The sequence below is a fragment of the Paenibacillus sp. 01T443 genome (assembly GCF_056398325.1).
Genome location: NZ_JBFTPE010000018.1, coordinates 85538 through 104472, shown reverse-complemented (window position 1 = coordinate 104472; position 18935 = coordinate 85538). Strand labels below are relative to the sequence as shown.

Sequence of the window (18935 nt, the reverse complement as noted above, 5' to 3'; positions counted from 1 at the left end):
AGCGGAGTCCTCCTAGTAGTTATTACGAATACGCCTCACGATTGTTCCAACTTTCTGTGCGGCATCTTCTAATTCCTCCAAAGTATTCCCCAAACCGAAGCTAAATCTTACAGCGGATTGAATTTGTTCCTCGGGCAATTGCATCGCCCTCAGTACATGGGACCTCTCAAGCGCCCCCGAGGTGCAGGCCGAGCCGCTGGCAGCCGCAATGCCCTCCATATCGAGATTCATTAGCATCGTTTCGGTATCGACACCGATAAAGCTGACATTTATGATATGGGACAAATGCTTATGCTTGCTGCCATTTATTACGATAGGCACCTGAACATGTTCATGAAGCAGTTCTATCCATCTCTTACGAAGCTCGTCCATATAAAGTTGCTTTTTTTCCCGTTCGTTCACACAAATGTCAACAGCAGCGGCAAAGCCAACGATTCCTGCAATATTCTCAGTACCCGCCCGGCGCTTTCTCTCCTGTGATCCGCCGTGCTGGAGAGCTTCTAAAGGCGTACCGGCAGCTACATACAGTGCGCCCACCCCTTGCGGGCCGTTGATCTTATGCGACGAGAAGCTCATCAGATCTACCGGCAGCTCACTGAGCCGATAATCGAACCAGCTTAAGGTTTGAACAGCATCCACATGAAAAATCACGCCGTTCTCTTTAGCGATCCGTCCGATTTCTTCAATCGGCTGAATCGTACCTACTTCGTTATTTCCATGCATGATGCTGATTAGGCCCGTTTCTGCTGTTATTGCTGCTTGGACCTGCTCTGGCGCTGTAAGGCCATCTTGGTCAACTGACAGCACCGTCAAGGTAAAGCCTTCTTCTTTGGCAAGCCATTCACATGTATGCAAAACAGCATGATGCTCACCTGCTGAAGTAATAATATGCGTTTTCCCGCGTTTGCGCTGCGCTCTGGCAGCTCCGATCAATGCTGCGTTATCGCTTTCTGTTCCGCCTGAGGTAAACAGCAGCTCAGCCGGCTTGCAGCCGATTGCTGCCGAGATTAAATCGCGTGATCGGTTTAACCGCTGCTTAGCATCTCTTCCGAATGCATGCATGCTGGACGAATTGCCGCCAGGTCCCTGCATGACCTCAAGCATCGCTTTGGCGACGTTCGGATGCATGGGCGTAGTGGCGGCATGGTCAAAATAATGATTTTTCATAGGTCAGCTTCCTTTAGATGTAGAACATGTAGCTATCAGGTTTGCCTTCATCTTCAAAATTGATAAGGTCAGCAAGTGTCGTCGAATCGAGAACCTCCGCGATGCTGTCACGGATTCTTAGCCATAGTTGACGCTTAGCCGGGTCGTCCTCTTCCGTAAAGTCAACAGGTGAGATAGGTCCTTCAAGTATGCGGATGATGTCGCCGGATGTGATGGTTTCCGGATCCTTCGATAAAATATAGCCGCCGTAAGCTCCACGGATACTTTTTACGAGTCCTGCATTGCGAAGTGGTGCTACTAATTGCTCCAAGTAGTGCTCGGAAAGCTGATTTCGCTCAGCAATGCTTTTGAGTGAAGTCGGGCCTTCGCCAAATTTAGCCGCAAGCTCCATCATAATGGTTAAGCCATAGCGGCCCTTCGTCGATATTTTCAAAGTGGCACCTCTTTTATTTGTTTTTATAGTGGTTCATTCATGAGTCTGCTTTATTTGCTGTTAAATCTCTGTATTCCCATTTCACTTATATGTTAACATATCACGCGAGCGCCGTGTGCAAAAAGCTTGACTACTTCATGAAAAAGTTTGCATCCTATGTTACAATAATAGTTGTTTGATTCGAGCAAGGTGGTGTTTACAATGGAGAAACCAAAAGCTTCGACAAGAGTTGTCGTCGGCATGTCAGGCGGCGTCGATTCCTCCGTCACAGCGCTGCTGCTGAAGCAGCAAGGCTATGACGTTGTCGGCATTTTTATGAAAAACTGGGATGATACCGATGAATTCGGTCATTGCACGGCGGAAGAAGACTCGGAAGACGTTCGCCGCGTATGTGAACAAATCGGCATCCCCTACTATACCGTTAATTTTGAACGGCAATATTTTGATAAGGTATTCACTTATTTCTTGGATGAATACAAGCGCGGACGTACGCCTAATCCCGATGTGATGTGCAACCGCGAAATTAAATTCGGCGATTTCTTGCAGCGTGCGATGGAGCTTGGCGCCGATTATTTGGCCACTGGGCATTATGCTCAGGTCGAGCGCACGGAGGACGGTGTGACGAGGCTGCTGCGCGGCGTCGATTCGAATAAGGATCAAACTTATTTCCTTAGCGCTCTAGGCCAGAAGCAGCTGGCGAAAGCAATGTTTCCAATCGGGCATCTTCCGAAACCCGAGGTGCGCCGCATCGCTGAGGAAGCCGGCTTATATACGGCTAAGAAGAAAGACAGCACCGGCGTTTGCTTCATTGGCGAGCGAAACTTCAAAACCTTCCTAAGCGGGTATTTGCCGGCGCAAGCAGGCGACATGATCGATATCCAAACCGGTGAGAAGAAAGGCCGTCACGACGGATTGATGTATTATACGCTTGGCCAGCGGCAAGGACTCGGTATCGGTGGATCAGGCTCAGGCGAGCCATGGTTCGTCGCCGACAAGGATTTGGAGCGCAATATCCTGTATGTCGTGCAGGGCGAGCAGCATCCAAGCCTTTACTCCGAGAGCTTAACGGCTAGCGGCATGAACTGGATCGTCCCAGCGGATCGCAGCAATGAAACCATCCGCTGTACCGCCAAATTCCGTTACCGCCAGCCCGATCAAGGCGTAAGCGTAACGTCCTTCGAGGATGGAACGGCTCATATCGTTTTTGACAAGCCGCAAAAAGCAATTACGCCAGGACAAGCTGTCGTGCTCTATGACGGAGAGGTTTGTCTTGGAGGCGGCACGATCGAAACGGTGCAAAAAATCGATGCTCCCTCGGCTCATGCCAAGCAAGCATAATCATTTAAGCACCAAATAAGGCTGCTCAGCACATTCAACGATGTGCTAAGCAGCCTTTTCTTTTTCCAAATGCATCTTTATCATCCGAAATGCTGACCCTCCTGTCCTGCTCTTCGTTCATCGATTCTTCGAATAAGCAGGCGGGAAATACGCAGATGATCCGTTTCCTCAATAATGAATTCGAATGCGCCCCCGTAATTGACCCGTTGGTTATTAACCGGAGGTATTTCGATTTTCGAATAGATCCATCCTCCGATTGTGTCGTAATCATCCGTCTCGATATCAAGGCCAAAAAAGCTGTTGACCTCTTCAATCAACATCAAGCCGCTGACGGAGAAGGTATCGTCATCCTTTCGTTCCAGCGGTTCCCGCTCCTCATCAAATTCGTCTTGAATTTCTCCGACGATTTCCTCCATGATGTCCTCCAATGTAACCAGCCCTGAGGTGCCGCCGTATTCATCAATCAAAATTGCAATTTGCGATCGCCGTTTTTGCATCAGCTTGAGCAGCGTACTTATCTGCATGGATTCGGGCACGGTAGTTATGGGCCTTGTAATTTGCCTAATGTCATGAAGGCTCTGCAGCGTATCCTTCAACAAATCCTTGATGTGCACAAAGCCGATAATGTTATCCTTGTCATTCTCGCATACCGGATAACGCGTCAGCATTTGTTCCAGCGCAAGTTTTTTATTTTCAGCCAACGTGTGGCTTGTATTGAGGCAAACCATCTCCGTACGGGGAATCATGATTTCACGAGCATTCGTTTCCGCAAAATCAAAAATATTGTCTACGAGCATCAGCTCGGTATTATCAATTAATCCGTTTTTATGGCTCTCCTTCATCAAAATGCGAATTTCATCTTCCGTGTGCGCGGAATCCTTTTCAGTCGCCGGCTCAATCCCTATCCTTCGAAGCAGTTGATTGGCCATCCCGTTCAGCACCCAAATGAAAGGATACATCAGCTTATAAAAGCATATAAGCGGCGTAGCGGTTAACAGCGTAACGGATTCGGCTTTGCGGATGGCTACCGTTTTGGGCGCCAGCTCCCCGAGAACGATATGAAGCACCGTTATTAAGGTAAACGCCAGTATAAAGGATAACGTATGAATGAACACCTCGTTGCGAATGCCGATATAACCAAAAAAAGGCTCGATTACTCTTGCAATAGCCGGTTCTCCGATCCATCCAAGCCCAAGCGAGGCAAGCGTAATGCCAAGCTGACATGCTGACAAATAGGCGTCTAAATTTCCCGTCAAATGAGTTGCGAGCCTCGCGCGTGAATGACCTTCGGATGCAAGCGTATCGATACGGCTCCCTCTGACCTTCACCATCGCAAACTCGGCTGCAACAAAAAAACCGTTCATAAAGACGAACAAAAAAATAAGCAGCAGGGACAAACTAATCGGCATGGGGTCATTCAACAGATTCCTGTCCTCCGCAATAAGGCGGGCAAATTGCGATGACAGGCGCACCTCCTTTTGGAACAAAGATACGGCGATCTTTGTGTAATGTGAGAGCTCTCCTAGATGCCAAGCCGCCGTGTCAAACGGTAAAGCCGCAGGGTAAGCCATTTTCAAGACCGTAATTATTTGTATTCGTCATGGGCTGGCCTTAATACACGGATTTCCAGCTGCTGCCTGCAATTTTTATGCTGCTGCGGAAACAGACTTCAACAAATGTTMATAAAGCCGCAACGAATTGATCATTTAATGTGAAGCGAATGCTTCAAGGAATCTGTTATAATGCAATCAGCTTACGATGCAAACTTTTCACTAAAATATGCAGGAGGTTCTCAAATGAAACGAATATTACTGATATGTCTTGCCGCGCTATGGCTCTTGCCAAGTGTTGCTTTAGCCCATTCCAAACTGGAAAACGCCGTGCCCGCGCAGGATGCGACGATCACAGCTTCGCCTGATCGAATAGAGCTGACCTTCAACACCAAGATCGAGAATTTGAGCAATTTCAAAATCGTAAATGCCGCTGGCGAGGAAATGGAAAAGGATAAAGTAGCAGTCGAAGGAATGACGATGAGCGGTACTATGCCAACGCCCCTGACTAATGGCATTTACACGGTTAAATGGGTTATTATCGGTGCAGACGGCCACTCTGTTGAAGGCGACTATTCCTTTACGGTGGAAGCACCTGCCGCAACCGAAGAGACTTCTCCAGAGCCTGAGGCAACAACGGAAGCGCCTGCCGACACGACTTCACCTTCACCATCCTCAGCACCTGATACGGGCACGAATGAGGGAGAGGGCAATCCTTCATCCACGACTGAAAGTGACAGTACAAACTATACCCCGGCAATCATCATAGGCGCAATTATTGCAGCAGCTGCAATCGCGTTGTTCATGCGGAGGCGCAAATAATGATTTACATTAGCGAAGGCCTTTTATACATTTGCTTCGCAATTTTAACGGGTTCCTTGCTGCTGCGCCTCGTGCCTGAGGATAGAAGGCCCACGGTTCATGTGCCGAATGGCTTGCTCCTTGCATGCGCAATTGCGATACCGATACTATCGTATGTTCCCATTCATAACTTAGCCCTTGTCTTCGGCAAGGATTTCGACATGACCTACGGTTCTATCCTTAAAAGCATATTACTCGATATCAATACGGGAAAAGCCTGGCTGTGGACGGCGATCGGTTCTGCTGGACTCGCATTTTTACTTGGGCTTAAGGCTTTCCGGGGCGACAAGCATATGCCTAAGGTCGCATTGTTTGTTACTTTTTTGCTTATTGTTTGGTTAGGCTATGCGGGACACGCTTCATCGCTTTACGGATTTAGAGGATTACTCACGCATGCTACCCACTTTCTCGCGGTTAGCGTGTGGATCGGGATATTGTTCGTAACCAGCTGGTTTGCCAAAGACGACGCCAACTGGCATGCGTTTTTGCGCTGGTTCTCGCCTGTTGCGATCATTTCCGTCGTTCTAACGCTGTTAGCAGGCTTTATCCTCATGTCGTTCACGACGCCTGAATACGTGAATGCCTGGATGCTTCCCTACGGTCAGATGCTGCTGATTAAGCATTTATTAATTTTGCCTTTGCTCCTTTTTGCCTACTCCAATGGCTTTGGTTACAAAAAAGCAGCAAAAAGCAATCCATCCTTCAATCCAAGAAGATGGCTGAAGGCAGAGAGTGTCGTTGCACTGCTTGTGCTTGCCGCTACAGGCGTGCTTGGACAACAGACACCGCCGCATACGGTAAAAGAAACCTTGCAAACCGTTTCTCCGTCACCCTTGTTCACAACTGTTTACAAAGGCAGCTTCAGCCCTGATATCGCGCTGAAATTCACGCTTCACATGGAGAGCTTGCTTATGTTTGCCGCGGCGCTGCTAATGGCTGTCGGACTCTTATGGATGTACCGTACCAACAAACTGATCCCCGCTTTTATAATGGGAATATTAACTGCGGTGTTCGGTTATTACGGCCTTATGTTTTCAATTGCTTAACCAATGTCATGTCCATGCAAAGAAAGGCTGCCCGCGAGTGATCGCCAAGGGCAGCCTTTCTTGTTTCTATTGCCGATTTGCTACTTACGTTTCTGCTGATTTTGCTTGATTTTATCTTCCATGCCCTGTTCGGTTGCCTTGTAGAAGGTTATGCTCCCAAGCGTGTTAGGCAAATACTGCTGCTTTACATAATGGTTCGGGAAGTTATGCGGATACTGGTACCCCTCATGGCCAAGCTGCTGCGCGCCCTTATAGTGGGTATCCCGCAGATGCAGCGGCACCTCCGCACCGCCCGCGCGTTCAATTGCCGCCTCAGCATTGCCAATCGCGATTGCCGTCGCGTTCGATTTCGGACTCTCTACCGCAAATAAAATCGCCTGCGATATGTTGTATTTCGCTTCTGGCCAGCCGATCTTATGGTAAGCATCCATGGCGGTAACCGCTTGGATCATCGCCTGTGGATTAGCAAGGCCAATATCCTCGCTGCATGCCACGATCAGCCTCCTGATGAAGGTCATCGGGTCCATGCCCAGCTTCTCGACCGCGTACAAAAACCAGAAGAGCGCGGCATCGCTCGAACCGCGTACGCTTTTGTGAAATGCCGATAATACGTCATATTGTGTGGACAGGTCGGCACGTATCGAAGGCTTTCGTATGGACTCCTGTGCAACTTCAAGCGTTAACCGCACAGAGCCATCCATCTCCGAGGGCGTCGTCACCGCGGCGAGCTCCAGCGCATTAAGCGCTCTGCGTATGTCACCGCCAGCCATCGAGGCAATATGCCGCAGCGCGTCCTCATCTGCTTGCAAATCCATGAAGCCTAAACCGCGCTCCCGATCGGCCAGCGCCCTTCTCATGGCTTCGTAGGCATGCTCTTCGCCTAGCGCCTCCAGTTGAAACAGTGTCGAACGCGACAAAAGCGCCCCGTTCACATGATGAAAGGGATTTTCAGTCGTTGCCCCGATAAAAATAATGATACCCTGCTCAACAGCGGGAAGCAGCGCATCCTGCCTAGCCGTGTTAAAGCGATGTACCTCATCTAAAAATAGAATCGTCTTCTTGCCATACATCCCTTTATTCGTGCGAGCCTGATCAATGACCTCCCGCACATCCTTAACCGAAGCATCCACCGCATTAAGCTTCACGAAATTGCCGGCCGTTCGCAAAGAAATAATATGGGCCAGCGTCGTTTTACCGCAGCCTGGCGGACCATATAACAAAATAGAAGACACCTGATCGCCCTCAATGGCTCTACGGAGCAGCTTGCCTGCACCTACTATATGTTCTTGCCCAATATATTCGTCTAATGTCTGCGGCCGCATACGATCTGCAAGCAGCCTGGCGCGCGGCAATTCTTCTTCTTGATAAGAAAATAAGTCCATCCTGCTCCCCAACCTTCTGCCATCTGTTATACCGATCATAGCATACAAGCACATTTGTTCGCCAGATATGCGGTTTAACGGCAGATGCCTGCCTATGAAAATAGCCGCTTCGCAGAAAAAAGCTTCATCAGCTTTAGTTGCGAAACGGCTATACTTGATTGTTATTTATCAAATGGAGATTTAAGGCCATTCTCCAGCTTTTCTATCGATGCTGTAACGCGATTCGCACGTGTTTCTGCCCGTTTCGCATCGGTGATCCATTTTACAAAATCACGTCTCTTCGCAGCCGTTAGTTTGCCGCGAAAAAATTGCTCTGCTTCGTTTGATGCCTGCAGGGCTGCTGCGAAGTCTTCCGGCAGCACCGCCTCCTCTGCCGATTGCGAAGACGTGGATACTCTGCCTATCGACAAGCTCTCCAATGCGGCGGAGGCTGTACGACGCTTTGTAACTTCATTGGCAGCGCCTGCTGGACGGTAGCGCATGGAAGACCAGGTATCGTCCATGGCAATCATGGCGACACCCTCCACGTGAAATGTAAGCATGAGTCTCCAGCCGGTGTCACGGTTAATATCCGTCTTTATCTTAGAGGTGCCCTTCGGATAAGAAATCCATAACAAACCATTCGGTTTAACCGCCTGAATGGCTGCCGGCGCATTCTCTTCCAGCTCGGCCAGATTCATAACGAACAAAAGCACAAAATCATAGTGTCCTTCTGCATCTGCGACGCTTGCGTCTGTGCTCAATCCAAGCTCTGTCAAATAATGCTCAGACGGCGGCTTAAGCACCAGTGCTTTCATCTCCGGCGTCAGCCTCAGCTTCTTGACAAGCCCTTCGTTCATAGCTCGATCCCGCCAGCTGCCAACAAGTCATTCACTACGACGCTGACCATAATGAGACCGGCAACCGGCGGAACAAAGGCATTGCTCGCCGGGGGCTGCTTGGCCTTACGAATCTCAGGCGCATTTTCCGGGACGATTTTTTTGGTAACATCCTCCCGCGGCTTCATTGGAAGCTCGGTCGAGAATACGACCTTCACGCCGCGTTTAATGCCTTCCTTGCGCAGCTTCGTGCGGATGACCCGAGCTAAAGGATCGGTATGTGTCTTGGAAATATCGACAACCTGAAACTTAGTCGGATCCATCTTATTTGCTGCACCCATACTCGAGATAATCGGTATTTTCCGCTCCAGGCACTGTTTAATGAGATGGATCTTATACGAAATCGTATCGGATGCATCCACAACGTAATCGAGCGGATACTCGAAAAACTGCTCATAGGTTTCTTCCGTATAAAACATCCGAAGCGCAACGACATCACACTCTGGATTAATAAGCTTAATCCGATCGCGCATAAGATCAGCCTTAGGCTGGCCGACCGTCGTAGTCAGCGCATGGATTTGTCGGTTCACGTTCGTTATATCCACGACATCCTTGTCAACAAGGATAATCCGTCCAACGCCTGTACGCGCAAGCGCCTCAGCGGCAATGCCGCCAACGCCTCCGATGCCGAGCACGGCAACCGTGCTCCCCTTCATTAGCTCAAGCCCTTCTGGACCAATCGCCAGCTCCGTACGTGAAAATTGGTGAAGCATCAGGCTGCCGCCTCCTTCGCATTCATTAATTGCTTATTTTTCGTTTGTTTCCGCAGCAGGTGCTGCAGCTGCTGCAGCTACTGGCTGCTTAGGCTTAATCACCGTACGGATATGCAATTGCTCAAGCTGCGATAGCTCGACCTCGGAAGGTGCGTCGCAAAGCAGATCCGTCGCACTTGCCGTTTTCGGGAAGGCAATCGTTTCGCGCAGGTTAGTACGACCCGTAAGCAGCATGACTAGACGGTCGAAGCCGAAAGCAATACCGCCGTGTGGAGGCGTTCCATATTCGAATGCATCCAGCAGGAAGCCGAATTTTTCTTGTGCTTCTTCCATGCTGAAGCCTAGTGCTTTAAACATTTGCTCTTGAACTTCACGTTTATAAATACGCATCGAACCGCCGCCGACTTCATAGCCGTTCAGAACAAGATCGTAGGCTTGCGCACGGATTTGACCTGGATCAGTATCGAAGAAATGAAGGTCTTCTTCATTCGGACGCGTGAACGGATGGTGCTCTGCTACATAACGCTTAGCATCCTCATCCCATCCAAGCAATGGGAAATCTACAACCCAAGCGAATTTGAATTTGGATTCGTCGATCAAGCCGAGGTCCTTGCCTAGTTTTGAACGGAGGTTGCCAAGGACATCAGAAACGACTTTTTTCTTATCCGCGGAGAAAGTGAGCAAATCGCCGTCTTCTACTTGCAGGCGCTCGGTTAGGGCAGCAATTTCTTCCGGCTTAAGGAATTTCACGATCGGACCGCGCCATTCGCCGTCCTTAACCGTAATCCAAGCAAGGCCTTTACCGCCGTAACGCGCAGCGAACGGCTGCAGGTCGTCTAGCTCCTTGCGGCTCCAGCTTGCACAGCCCTTGGCATTAAGTGCTTTGACAACACCGCCGCCTGCAGCTACGCTTGCGAATACTTTCACTTCGCTGCCGGATACGATATCCGTAATATCTTCAATTTCAAGTCCAAAACGAAGGTCTGGCTTATCAGAACCGTATTTGTTCATCGCATCTGCATACGTAATACGTTGGAATGGAAGCTCAAGCTCTACGCCGACTGTTTCTTTAAGAAGCTTAGCTGTCAGCTCTTCCATCATAGCAAGCAATTGATCCTGCGAAAGGAAGGATGTCTCGATGTCGACTTGCGTGAATTCCGGTTGACGGTCTGCACGAAGATCCTCATCGCGGAAACAGCGGGCAATTTGGTAGTAGCGTTCAATTCCGCCTACCATGAGAAGCTGCTTGAAAATTTGCGGCGATTGCGGCAGGGCAAAAAATTCGCCTTCATGCACGCGGCTCGGCACCAAGTAATCGCGAGCGCCTTCTGGCGTGCTTTTCGTCAAAATTGGCGTTTCCACATCGATGAAGCCTTCTCCATCTAGGAAATCGCGGAACACCTTAGCTGCTTTGGAGCGCAGGAACAATGTTTTTTGCATTTCTGGGCGACGAAGGTCCAGGTAGCGATATTTCAAGCGAAGCGACTCATCCACCTCTACGCCGTCTTCAATTGGGAAAGGAGGCGTTTTTGCAGCATTCATGACTTCGATTTTCGTAACACGCACTTCAATTTCACCCGTAGCCAGGTTCGCGTTGTACGTTTCTGCATCACGCTCTACGACTGTCCCTTGAATCGCAAGCACGAACTCGTTACGAGCTCGGTCAGCAATCGCTAGCGCGTCACCGGAGAAATCCGGGTTAAATACCGTTTGTACAATGCCTGAACGGTCGCGCAAATCAATAAATAGCACGCCGCCAAGGTCGCGGCGACGCTGTACCCAGCCGTTTAGGATTACCGTTTGACCAACGTCCGCTTTCGTTAAGCGTCCGCAATGATGTGTTTTCAACAACATAGTTTTCATGCTCCTCGTTTAGTTAGATTATTTATGGGTAGATCATTAACCAATGATTTCATCAGCGAGCTTATTAAGCGCTACAACGCGCTGCTCGCCTTTTGCCATATCCTTAAGTGAAATTTCGCCGCGCTCCAGCTCATCATCCCCTAGGATAGCGGTATAACGGGCTTGCAAACGGTCCGCAGACTTCATTTGAGCCTTCATCTTGCGTCCGAGATAATCGCGCTCCGCTCGAATTCCCCGCTGCCTAAGCTGGTAGACAAGCTTCGTAACCTCGCGTTCTGCCGCGTCACCAAGAGCAACAACATAAACGTCCACCTGGTTAAACGCAGGCAATTCCGTTTCTTGATGCTGCAGCAGCAAAATCGTTCTTTCAAGCCCAAGCCCAAGACCGACACCAGGCTGATCCGGTCCGCCGATTTCCGAAACCAGACCGTTATAGCGGCCTCCGCCTCCGACGGTATCGATCGTACCGATGCCTTCTGCCTTATATTCAAAGGCCGTATGGGTGTAATAGTCGAGCCCGCGTACGAGCCGGTGATTGATTTCATAAGGAATGCCCATATCGGTCAAGTACATTTTCACTTTATCAAAATGGAGCTGGCATTCCTCGTCCAAGCTGTCCAAAATAGATGGCGCGTCCGTAAAATGTTCTTGGTCCACCTTGCAATCGAGAACGCGAAGCGGATTACGGTCCATCCTAGACTGACAATCCTTGCAAAGCAGCTCCCGCTTAGGCTCGAGAAAAGCAAGCAGACGCTCGCGGAAGACTAAGCGGACAGCCGGAGTCCCGACAGAATTGATCTCGACTCGAACACCCTTAAGGCCAACCTCAGTATAAAAGGTATAACCAAGCGCGATAACCTCTGCGTCAATGGCAGGATCAACGGACCCCAAGGCCTCAACCCCAAATTGATGCAGCTGACGGTAGCGTCCAGCCTGCGGCCGTTCGTACCTGAACATCGGACCGATATAGTACAGCTTAGACACGTCCGGCTCGCCGTACAGCTTGTTCTCCACATAAGATCTCACCACGCCGGCTGTCCCTTCAGGACGCAGCGTCAGGCTGCGATTACCGCGGTCCGTGAAGGTGTACATTTCTTTCTCAACGATGTCAGTCGTTTCACCGACACCCCGTTGAAACAGCTCCGTGGATTCGAAGATCGGTGTGCGTATTTCACGGAAGTTGTAACGTTGGCAAATATCGCGCGCCTTTTGCTCCACATATTGCCATCTCTCTACCGCGCCAGGCAAAATATCCTGCGTGCCCGGCATTTTCTGAAATGCCATTGTAATTTCCCTCCTGGCCCCGTAATAAATGTTTTAAAGTTCGGAAAACGCAAAAAACTCCCGTTCCTAACAGCTTGCGCCATAAGGGACGAGAGTGAATCTCCCGTGGTACCACCCACATTTCGAGCCTGCATCCTATGCAACAGCTCGCTCAAAGACGGTTAACGTCCGTCATCCGCAGTCCAGCTAATTCGCGTAAGTTGCCAAGCCTATTGCTTGCTCCCTGCCGCTGTTCACCGTCTGTTCTCCGGGAAGTCTGTTCATTCTGCCGATATAAGGACGCTTGCAGCCTGTTGGCGCCCCTCTCTGGATATAGCGTGAAGAATTACTTTGTCCCATCAATGAATCCATATCTATACTGAGGATTAATTTTACCTCTGACAATGATTAAAGTCAAGATCGTTCTAGCCCTCTAGCAATCCTCSATTGAAATGGACAGAAAAAAACCTACAAAACGTGTTTGTAGGTCCAAAAGTAATATATATTTTTAAAAAGGGGGTCGAGTTCTATTATAGGTTAATGATGTTAAAAGAAAGTTAGAGATTGATTACAGTAATATTACAATTTCGAAAGCGTTTTTACGGCGCTTACTTGCTTCATTAGGAATTTGAGAAGTAATCAGCCCTATAAGCGTAACACCGCCCGAGCTATACACTCGGACGGCGTCCAGATCCACCTATAAATGACTCGGATGATCGCGCCTGGGATGCTGCGGAAAGCCTGCCCATTCTTCAGCCGCTTCAATATCATCCTCAAGCTCAGCAAACACTTTGGCTTCTCTGCGATCGGGATGCAGCAGTCTTCTAGATACCCGTTCGATACCTTGCTCTTTGCGTGATTGATGCATTCGCGAATTTCCTCCAATATTACATTAAGCTTAGGCAAAATTATTAATCTGCCTGCAAAGCTTATTGTCTATATTGTTTCCCGCGATCGCCGTCTTACATACTGCTTTCCAAAATTAACGTCACCGGTCCCGAGTTAACGAGTTCCACTTCCATCATCGCTCCAAAGCGCCCCGTTGCCACTTTTAAACCCATTGAACGAAGTGTGTCGTTAAAGCTGTCGTAAAGCTTCTCCGCCTGCTCCGGCCTTGCTGCCGCCATAAAATTCGGCCTTCTGCCCTTACGGCAGTCGCCATAGAGCGTAAACTGTGAAACAGAAAGCAGCTGGCCGCCGATATCGGCGACGGAATGATTCATTTTTCCTGATTCGTCTTCGAAAATTCGCAGGTTAACCACTTTTTCCGCCATCCACTTCACGTCTGCTTCCGTATCCTCATGCGTGATCCCTACCAGCAGTACGAGGCCTGAATCTATGGAACCAACGATTTCCCCGTCAATGACGACCTTAGCCTGTTTACTCCGTTGAACGACAACCTTCACTGCCTTCAGAACCCCCGATTTGCGCTTCGCTTGCCTTATTCCCCATGCCAATCGTTTATTGCATAATCCGTTGGACGGAATAAATATCCTGTACGCGTTTTATTTTCTCCACAACTGAGGTGAGATGCTCAATGTTTCGAATAAGCACCGTTATATGAATAAGCGACATGTTCTTAACCGTGCGTCCGGTTACAGCTGAAATATTCGTTTTGCTTTCCGAGACAGCCTGCAGCACCTCGTTTAGAAGGCCTCTGCGGTCATTACCCGTTATCTCGATATCAACGCTGTAGTTAGCGTCGATCGAATTTTCCCATTCCACTTCGATTACGCGTTCGCCCTCTTCACCTTGATCACCAAAAGGAATGTTCTGGCAATCCATACGGTGGACAGAGACGCCGCGGCCGCGCGTAATGTAACCAATAATAGAATCACCTGGTACAGGGTTGCAGCAGCGGGCAAAGCGAACCAGCAAATTATCGATGCCCTTTACCGTAACGCCTTGATTCGGTCTCGGCTTCCGATTGCCCGGCGATTTAATTTCCTTCACTTCGCTCGTAAGCTCAAGCTGGTTAGCCAGCTCCGCCTCTCTGCGCATCTTCTCCGTAAGCTTCGTGCAGATTTGAGCCGCCGTAATCCCGCCAAATCCGATGGCAGACATCATATCTTCGATGTCATTGAAGGCAAACTTCGATGCTGCCTCCTGCAGCTTGTCGTCCTGCAGCCAAGCTGAAGGCTCCAGTCCTAGCCGCTTCAGCTCACGCTCAAGCAAATCCTTGCCCTTCGATACGTTCTCCTCGCGCCGTTCCTTCTTAAACCACTGCCGAATTTTGCTTCGTGCATGCGAGGACTGAGCGATTTTGACCCAATCCTGACTTGGCCCGTATGAATGCTTCGATGTCAAAATCTCAACGATATCGCCAGTCTTCAGCTTATGGTCAAGCGGGACAATCCGGCCGTTTAGCTTTGCACCGATCGTCCGATTGCCGACCTCTGTATGAATTCGATATGCAAAATCCAGCGGAACGGAGCCCGCAGGCAGCTCAATGACTTCCCCGCTTGGCGTAAACACAAATACGAGATCGGCAAAAAAGTCCATTTTGAGCGATTCCATAAATTCAGAGGCATCGCGCGCCTCATGCTGCAGCTCCAATATTTCTCGGAACCAAGACATCTTGTCTTCGAAGTTGCCGCCAGGTACAAGCGTACCTTCTTTGTAGGCCCAATGGGCCGCAATTCCGTATTCCGATGTACGGTGCATCTCCCAAGTTCGAATCTGCACCTCTGTAGGCTCGCCATTTGGCCCGATAACCGTCGTATGCAGTGATTGATACATATTCGCCTTCGGCATCGCGATATAGTCCTTAAAACGGCCTGGCATCGGTTTCCAAAGCGTATGAATAATACCTAGCGTAGCATAACAATCCTTTATGTTATCCACAATAATCCGAATCGCAAGCAGATCATAGATTTCGGTAAACTGTTTGTTGCGATCGGTCATTTTCTTATAAATGCTATAAAGATGTTTTGGGCGCCCGGAAATGTCGCCTTCAATGCCCATCTCCTCAAGTTTCTCCGTTATTCGTCCGATGACATCCTCAATAAACTGCTCACGTTCCGCGCGTTTCTTCTTCATAAGATTTGCAATACGGTAATATTGCTGCGGGTTCAAATAACGAAGTGCAATATCTTCCATTTCCCATTTGATCGCTGAAATACCCAAGCGATGAGCAATGGGGCAAAAAATTTCTAAAGTTTCGTATGCTATGCGGCGCTGCGCTTCTTCCGACTGGAATTTGAGCGTGCGCATGTTATGCAAGCGATCTGCTAATTTAATAAGAATGACGCGTATGTCCTGAGCCATCGCGACAAACATTTTACGATAATTTTCGTTCTGCTGCTCTTCTTTTGAACGAAATTGAATTTTTTCGAGCTTTGTTAGACCGTCTACCAGCATCGCGCAGGTTTCGCCAAATTTCGCGCGAACCGTCTGCAAATCTACAGTCGTATCCTCAACGACATCATGAAGCAATGCCGCGATAATCGACAGCACGTCCATCTGCATATCGACAAGAATATCCGCAACCGCTACGGGATGCAAAATATATGGCTCTCCCGATTTCCGCACTTGGCCGTGATGGGCTTGCTCCGCAAAGTCATAGGCTTCCTGGATGCGTATAAGGTCCTGCTCTTTCATATAGGCGGATGCCTTCTCGAGTAAATGCTCAATGCCCATGAAACGTCCCTTTCTGATTACACTCCTGGCGGATCCCATTCATGCGTTTTCCGAGTTTTTATAATATTATGCCTGTAATACCAGCACCACGTCAACTACTGTGGGCCTTCCTTAATAAAATAAAACCGCCTGGCCTCCCCGCATATAGCGTTGGAAGTAACAGACGGTGCATGTGAAGGCAGATTAAACCGCGTAATTTATTCGTAAGTCATTACTGAAAAAACTTCAATTCCATCAAGCTTCTCACGACCTGTTAAGTAAGCAAGTTCGATGAGGAAAGCTGCGCCGACAACTTCTCCGCCAAGCTGGCGAATCAAATTGATCGATGTCGCTATCGTACCGCCCGTTGCCAGCAAATCGTCAGCAATGAGTACGCGCTGCCCTGGTGAAATGGCATCCTTGTGCATCGCAAGCTGATCATTGCCATACTCCAGATCATAGCTCGCTGTAATCGTTTCGCCAGGCAGCTTGCCGCTTTTGCGAATGGGAGCAAAACCGACGCCTAATGCAATCGCAAGCGGAGCGCCGACAACGAAGCCGCGTGCTTCAGGACCGGCAATAACATCGATTTTCATGTGCTGAACCGCAGCGCGCATTTCTTCAATAACAGCGCGGTACGCTCCACCGTCTTTCAATAGCGTAGTAATATCTTTGAAACGGATGCCTGGCTGCGGGAAATCTGGAATTACCCGGATGTAATCTTTAAAGTTGTATTGTGTATTGGACACTTGAGGTCAACCCTTTCCATTTCAAACTATTCATTATGATCTATGACTCGCAATCGACATTTGTGAAGCTTCGCATTGTTCTTTTGCCTTACGATAACGCTCAGAGCTTGCTAAATCTCGTTTTTGCGGCGATGAAGCTGCACTCATCAGCCCATTGCTGCGTTCGATAAACTGCAGTTCCTCAAACACGTCCAGCATGAGTTCCACTGTCGCTAAGGATAAACCGCTTTGCTTGGATAAACGAACGTTTAATCCTTCGAGAGGCACTTGGCTGAGCTGTTTCAACTGCTGATATACCTTGCCGAAATCCTCGCGTTCCGGAAACGGCTCTGCAGCGGGATCAAAATGCACATCATGCAGTTGAAGCTGAGGCTTTCGCTGCCCATTCCATTCATTTACGGATAATTCACCGATCACATCGATTTTGCTGCCGGGCTTCAGCCCTTCTGCCAGCATTCCCATACTGAAACCGATTCCGTCTAATAAACGGCGGCCGCTCCCGAGTGACAGCTTCAGATGCTTCGATTCCTTACCTATCGTTCGACGATCTGCCAGCTCGGTACGCTGGAAAAGCAACCTTGGCGATGGATTGCCCATACCAAAAGGCTCAAGCTGCGAAAGCTCATTGATGGTATCCAGCGTTGCTTCGCTCACGGAGCAAACAAGATCAACGGCCGTCTTTGGAATCCAATCATCAGCGCTTAGCCACTCATCCGCCAACTCGCCAAGGCGCTGCTCGAGAGCAGGCAAGCGATCACGATGAAGGCTCATGCCGGCAGCGGCCTGGTGGCCGCCGTAATGATCAAGCAGCTCTTCGCAAGCCGTAAGTGCTGCATGCAGATCAAAGCCTTCTATCGAGCGTGCAGAGCCTTTACACATCCCTGTCTGCCCATCTATTCCGAGAATGATAACCGGTTTATAGTTTCGTTCGAGCAGCTTTGAGGCTACAATCCCGATGACGCCGACGTTCCAGCCTTCACCAGCAAGCACGATGACAGGCGGGGACGCTGTCCCAGCCGCCTCGGCCTCCTCCATTTTGGCTTGCCACTGCTGCTCGGCTTCCTTCACGATGCTCTCCACTACGCGCTGCCGTTCCTTGTTTAGGCTGTCCAGTCCAATTGCAGCCAAGATCGCATTATCGTAATCCTCGGTGGTAAGCAGCTCTACCGCCCGTTTTGCATGATCCAGCCTGCCGGCTGCATTCACGCGGGGAGCCATTCCAAAAGCAATCCCGGTAGCCGTAATGGTATCCAGCTCTATGCCGCCGGCCTCCGCCAATGCCCGAAAGCCTACCCCGGCATGGCTGCGCAGCCGCTCCAAGCCGTAGCGGACTAAAATCCGGTTCTCATCCTTCAGCGGCATCAAATCCGCTATCGTGCCTAAACTGACAATATCCGCCCATTCGAGCGGCGGCCGCTCCAGCAAAGCATGCGCTAATTTAAAAGCCACGCCAACGCCTGCCAAACCTTTGAACGGATAGCCACAGTTTTCCTGTTTAGGGTTAACCACCGCGCAAGCCTCCGGCGTATGCTCCGGAGGCTCATGATGATCGGTTACGACGACATCAATTCCCAGCTGTTTCGCATATGCAATCTCTTGAACAGCGCTGATTCCCGTATCAACGGTTACAATTAATTTGACGCCCTCTTCAGCCGCAAGCTCAATCGCTTTATTGTTTAAGCCATACCCTTCCAAAGCACGATGCGGAATATAATAATCAAAGTTATAATTTAATGTGCGAAAGACATGCACAAGCAGAGAAGTGCTAGAAACACCGTCGGCATCGTAATCGCCATAAATCCGTATTTTCTCGCTGCGGGAAGCAGCCTGTTTAATCCGCTCAACCGCTTCTTTCATTCCGAGCAATAAATAAGGATCATGAAAATGCTCCATTCCGCCGCGTAAAAAGCGTTCTGCAGATTCCTGCTTATCAAATCCGCGCTGCACAAGCAGCTTAGCTACCAGCGGCGGCAAACTCAATTTCAATGCCAGATCCTTTGCTTTATCTTCATCGGTTACGGACCATGGCGCTAAAGCCCACCTTGTTTTCCTTTGAATCACGCTGCTTTCCTCC

At 49.5% G+C, this 18935-nt stretch carries 16 protein-coding genes; 3 read left to right on the top strand and 13 right to left on the bottom strand.

The genetic code is table 11. The features are described 5' to 3' along the window. Positions 1 to 12: 12 nt before the first annotated feature. Both AC1DLI_RS26655 and cymR read right to left on the bottom strand, forming a co-directional pair. Complete coding sequence (locus AC1DLI_RS26655; RefSeq protein ID WP_477607540.1) at positions 13 to 1167, bottom strand: cysteine desulfurase family protein; 1155 nt, start codon at positions 1165 to 1167, stop codon at positions 13 to 15. A gap of 13 nt (positions 1168 to 1180) precedes the next feature. After that, entirely contained in the window at positions 1181 to 1600 is a 420-nt protein-coding gene (gene cymR / locus AC1DLI_RS26650; protein ID WP_053374835.1) for a cysteine metabolism transcriptional regulator CymR, read from the bottom strand. Between the two features lie 201 nt (positions 1601 to 1801). Here cymR and mnmA point away from each other — a divergent pair, with 201 nt between their 5' ends. Then, positions 1802 to 2938 (top strand): tRNA 2-thiouridine(34) synthase MnmA, encoded by a 1137-nt coding sequence (gene mnmA, locus AC1DLI_RS26645; protein ID WP_477607537.1) that lies wholly within the window; start codon positions 1802 to 1804, stop codon positions 2936 to 2938. Positions 2939 to 3018: 80 nt separating this feature from the next. Here the strand turns inward: mnmA and AC1DLI_RS26640 are convergent, their stop codons facing one another. Then, positions 3019 to 4359: a hemolysin family protein gene (locus AC1DLI_RS26640; RefSeq protein WP_477607535.1), complete on the bottom strand. Its 1341-nt coding sequence runs from the start codon at positions 4357 to 4359 to the stop codon at positions 3019 to 3021. Positions 4360 to 4734: 375 nt separating this feature from the next. Here AC1DLI_RS26640 and AC1DLI_RS26635 point away from each other — a divergent pair, with 375 nt between their 5' ends. Together AC1DLI_RS26635 and AC1DLI_RS26630 are read left to right on the top strand one after the other, a co-directional pair. Beyond that, positions 4735 to 5310 (top strand): copper resistance CopC family protein, encoded by a 576-nt coding sequence (locus tag AC1DLI_RS26635; protein ID WP_477607533.1) that lies wholly within the window; start codon positions 4735 to 4737, stop codon positions 5308 to 5310. Continuing rightward, positions 5310 to 6395 carry a copper resistance D family protein gene (locus tag AC1DLI_RS26630; RefSeq protein WP_477607531.1) on the top strand — a complete coding sequence of 362 codons (1086 nt, stop codon included), beginning with the start codon at positions 5310 to 5312 and terminating at the stop codon, positions 6393 to 6395. Before AC1DLI_RS26635 ends, AC1DLI_RS26630 begins: the two co-directional genes overlap by 1 nt. 80 nt (positions 6396 to 6475) lie before the next feature. On the opposite strand, the gene AC1DLI_RS26625 is transcribed toward AC1DLI_RS26630, so the two are convergent. The 10 genes from AC1DLI_RS26625 to recJ all read right to left on the bottom strand — a co-directional run bounded on the left by AC1DLI_RS26625 (position 6476) and on the right by recJ (position 18922). Beyond that, on the bottom strand, positions 6476 to 7777 hold the full coding sequence (locus AC1DLI_RS26625; protein WP_477607529.1) for a replication-associated recombination protein A: 1302 nt from the start codon (positions 7775 to 7777) through the stop codon (positions 6476 to 6478). A gap of 161 nt (positions 7778 to 7938) precedes the next feature. Next, complete coding sequence (locus AC1DLI_RS26620) at positions 7939 to 8616, bottom strand: YdeI/OmpD-associated family protein (protein ID WP_477607527.1); 678 nt, start codon at positions 8614 to 8616, stop codon at positions 7939 to 7941. Then, positions 8613 to 9368, bottom strand: a complete 756-nt coding sequence (locus AC1DLI_RS26615) for a tRNA threonylcarbamoyladenosine dehydratase (RefSeq protein ID WP_477607525.1) — start codon at positions 9366 to 9368, stop codon at positions 8613 to 8615. Before AC1DLI_RS26615 ends, AC1DLI_RS26620 begins: the two co-directional genes overlap by 4 nt. A 33-nt stretch (positions 9369 to 9401) precedes the next feature. Further along, positions 9402 to 11222, bottom strand: coding sequence for an aspartate--tRNA ligase (gene aspS / locus AC1DLI_RS26610; protein ID WP_308998496.1), 1821 nt, complete (start codon positions 11220 to 11222; stop codon positions 9402 to 9404). Positions 11223 to 11267: 45 nt separating this feature from the next. After that, on the bottom strand, positions 11268 to 12515 hold the full coding sequence (gene hisS / locus AC1DLI_RS26605) for a histidine--tRNA ligase (protein ID WP_477607523.1): 1248 nt from the start codon (positions 12513 to 12515) through the stop codon (positions 11268 to 11270). 676 nt (positions 12516 to 13191) lie between these two features. After that, positions 13192 to 13362, bottom strand: coding sequence for a hypothetical protein (locus tag AC1DLI_RS26600; RefSeq protein ID WP_308998498.1), 171 nt, complete (start codon positions 13360 to 13362; stop codon positions 13192 to 13194). Between the two features lie 94 nt (positions 13363 to 13456). Next, positions 13457 to 13900, bottom strand: a complete 444-nt coding sequence (gene dtd, locus AC1DLI_RS26595; RefSeq protein ID WP_308998499.1) for a D-aminoacyl-tRNA deacylase — start codon at positions 13898 to 13900, stop codon at positions 13457 to 13459. A gap of 55 nt (positions 13901 to 13955) precedes the next feature. After that, entirely contained in the window at positions 13956 to 16133 is a 2178-nt protein-coding gene (locus AC1DLI_RS26590; RefSeq protein WP_308998500.1) for a RelA/SpoT family protein, read from the bottom strand. A 197-nt stretch (positions 16134 to 16330) separates the two neighbouring features. Beyond that, entirely contained in the window at positions 16331 to 16861 is a 531-nt protein-coding gene (locus AC1DLI_RS26585; RefSeq protein WP_477607520.1) for an adenine phosphoribosyltransferase, read from the bottom strand. 33 nt (positions 16862 to 16894) lie between these two features. Next, entirely contained in the window at positions 16895 to 18922 is a 2028-nt protein-coding gene (recJ, locus tag AC1DLI_RS26580) for a single-stranded-DNA-specific exonuclease RecJ (protein ID WP_477607518.1), read from the bottom strand. Positions 18923 to 18935: the final 13 nt, after the last annotated feature.

Excerpts from the sequence above, each read along its gene's own strand:
- AC1DLI_RS26655 (WP_477607540.1), bottom strand. The coding sequence starts at position 1,167 with ATGAAAAATCATTATTTTGACCATGCCGCCACTACGCCCATGCATCCG.
- mnmA (WP_477607537.1), top strand. The coding sequence starts at position 1,802 with ATGGAGAAACCAAAAGCTTCGACAAGAGTTGTCGTCGGCATGTCAGGC.
- AC1DLI_RS26635 (WP_477607533.1), top strand. The coding sequence starts at position 4,735 with ATGAAACGAATATTACTGATATGTCTTGCCGCGCTATGGCTCTTGCCA.
- AC1DLI_RS26630 (WP_477607531.1), top strand. The coding sequence starts at position 5,310 with ATGATTTACATTAGCGAAGGCCTTTTATACATTTGCTTCGCAATTTTA.
- AC1DLI_RS26625 (WP_477607529.1), bottom strand. The coding sequence starts at position 7,777 with ATGGACTTATTTTCTTATCAAGAAGAAGAATTGCCGCGCGCCAGGCTG.
- AC1DLI_RS26620 (WP_477607527.1), bottom strand. The coding sequence starts at position 8,616 with ATGAACGAAGGGCTTGTCAAGAAGCTGAGGCTGACGCCGGAGATGAAA.
- AC1DLI_RS26615 (WP_477607525.1), bottom strand. The coding sequence starts at position 9,368 with ATGCTTCACCAATTTTCACGTACGGAGCTGGCGATTGGTCCAGAAGGG.
- aspS (WP_308998496.1), bottom strand. The coding sequence starts at position 11,222 with ATGTTGTTGAAAACACATCATTGCGGACGCTTAACGAAAGCGGACGTT.
- hisS (WP_477607523.1), bottom strand. The coding sequence starts at position 12,515 with ATGGCATTTCAGAAAATGCCGGGCACGCAGGATATTTTGCCTGGCGCG.
- AC1DLI_RS26600 (WP_308998498.1), bottom strand. The coding sequence starts at position 13,362 with ATGCATCAATCACGCAAAGAGCAAGGTATCGAACGGGTATCTAGAAGA.
- AC1DLI_RS26590 (WP_308998500.1), bottom strand. The coding sequence starts at position 16,133 with ATGGGCATTGAGCATTTACTCGAGAAGGCATCCGCCTATATGAAAGAG.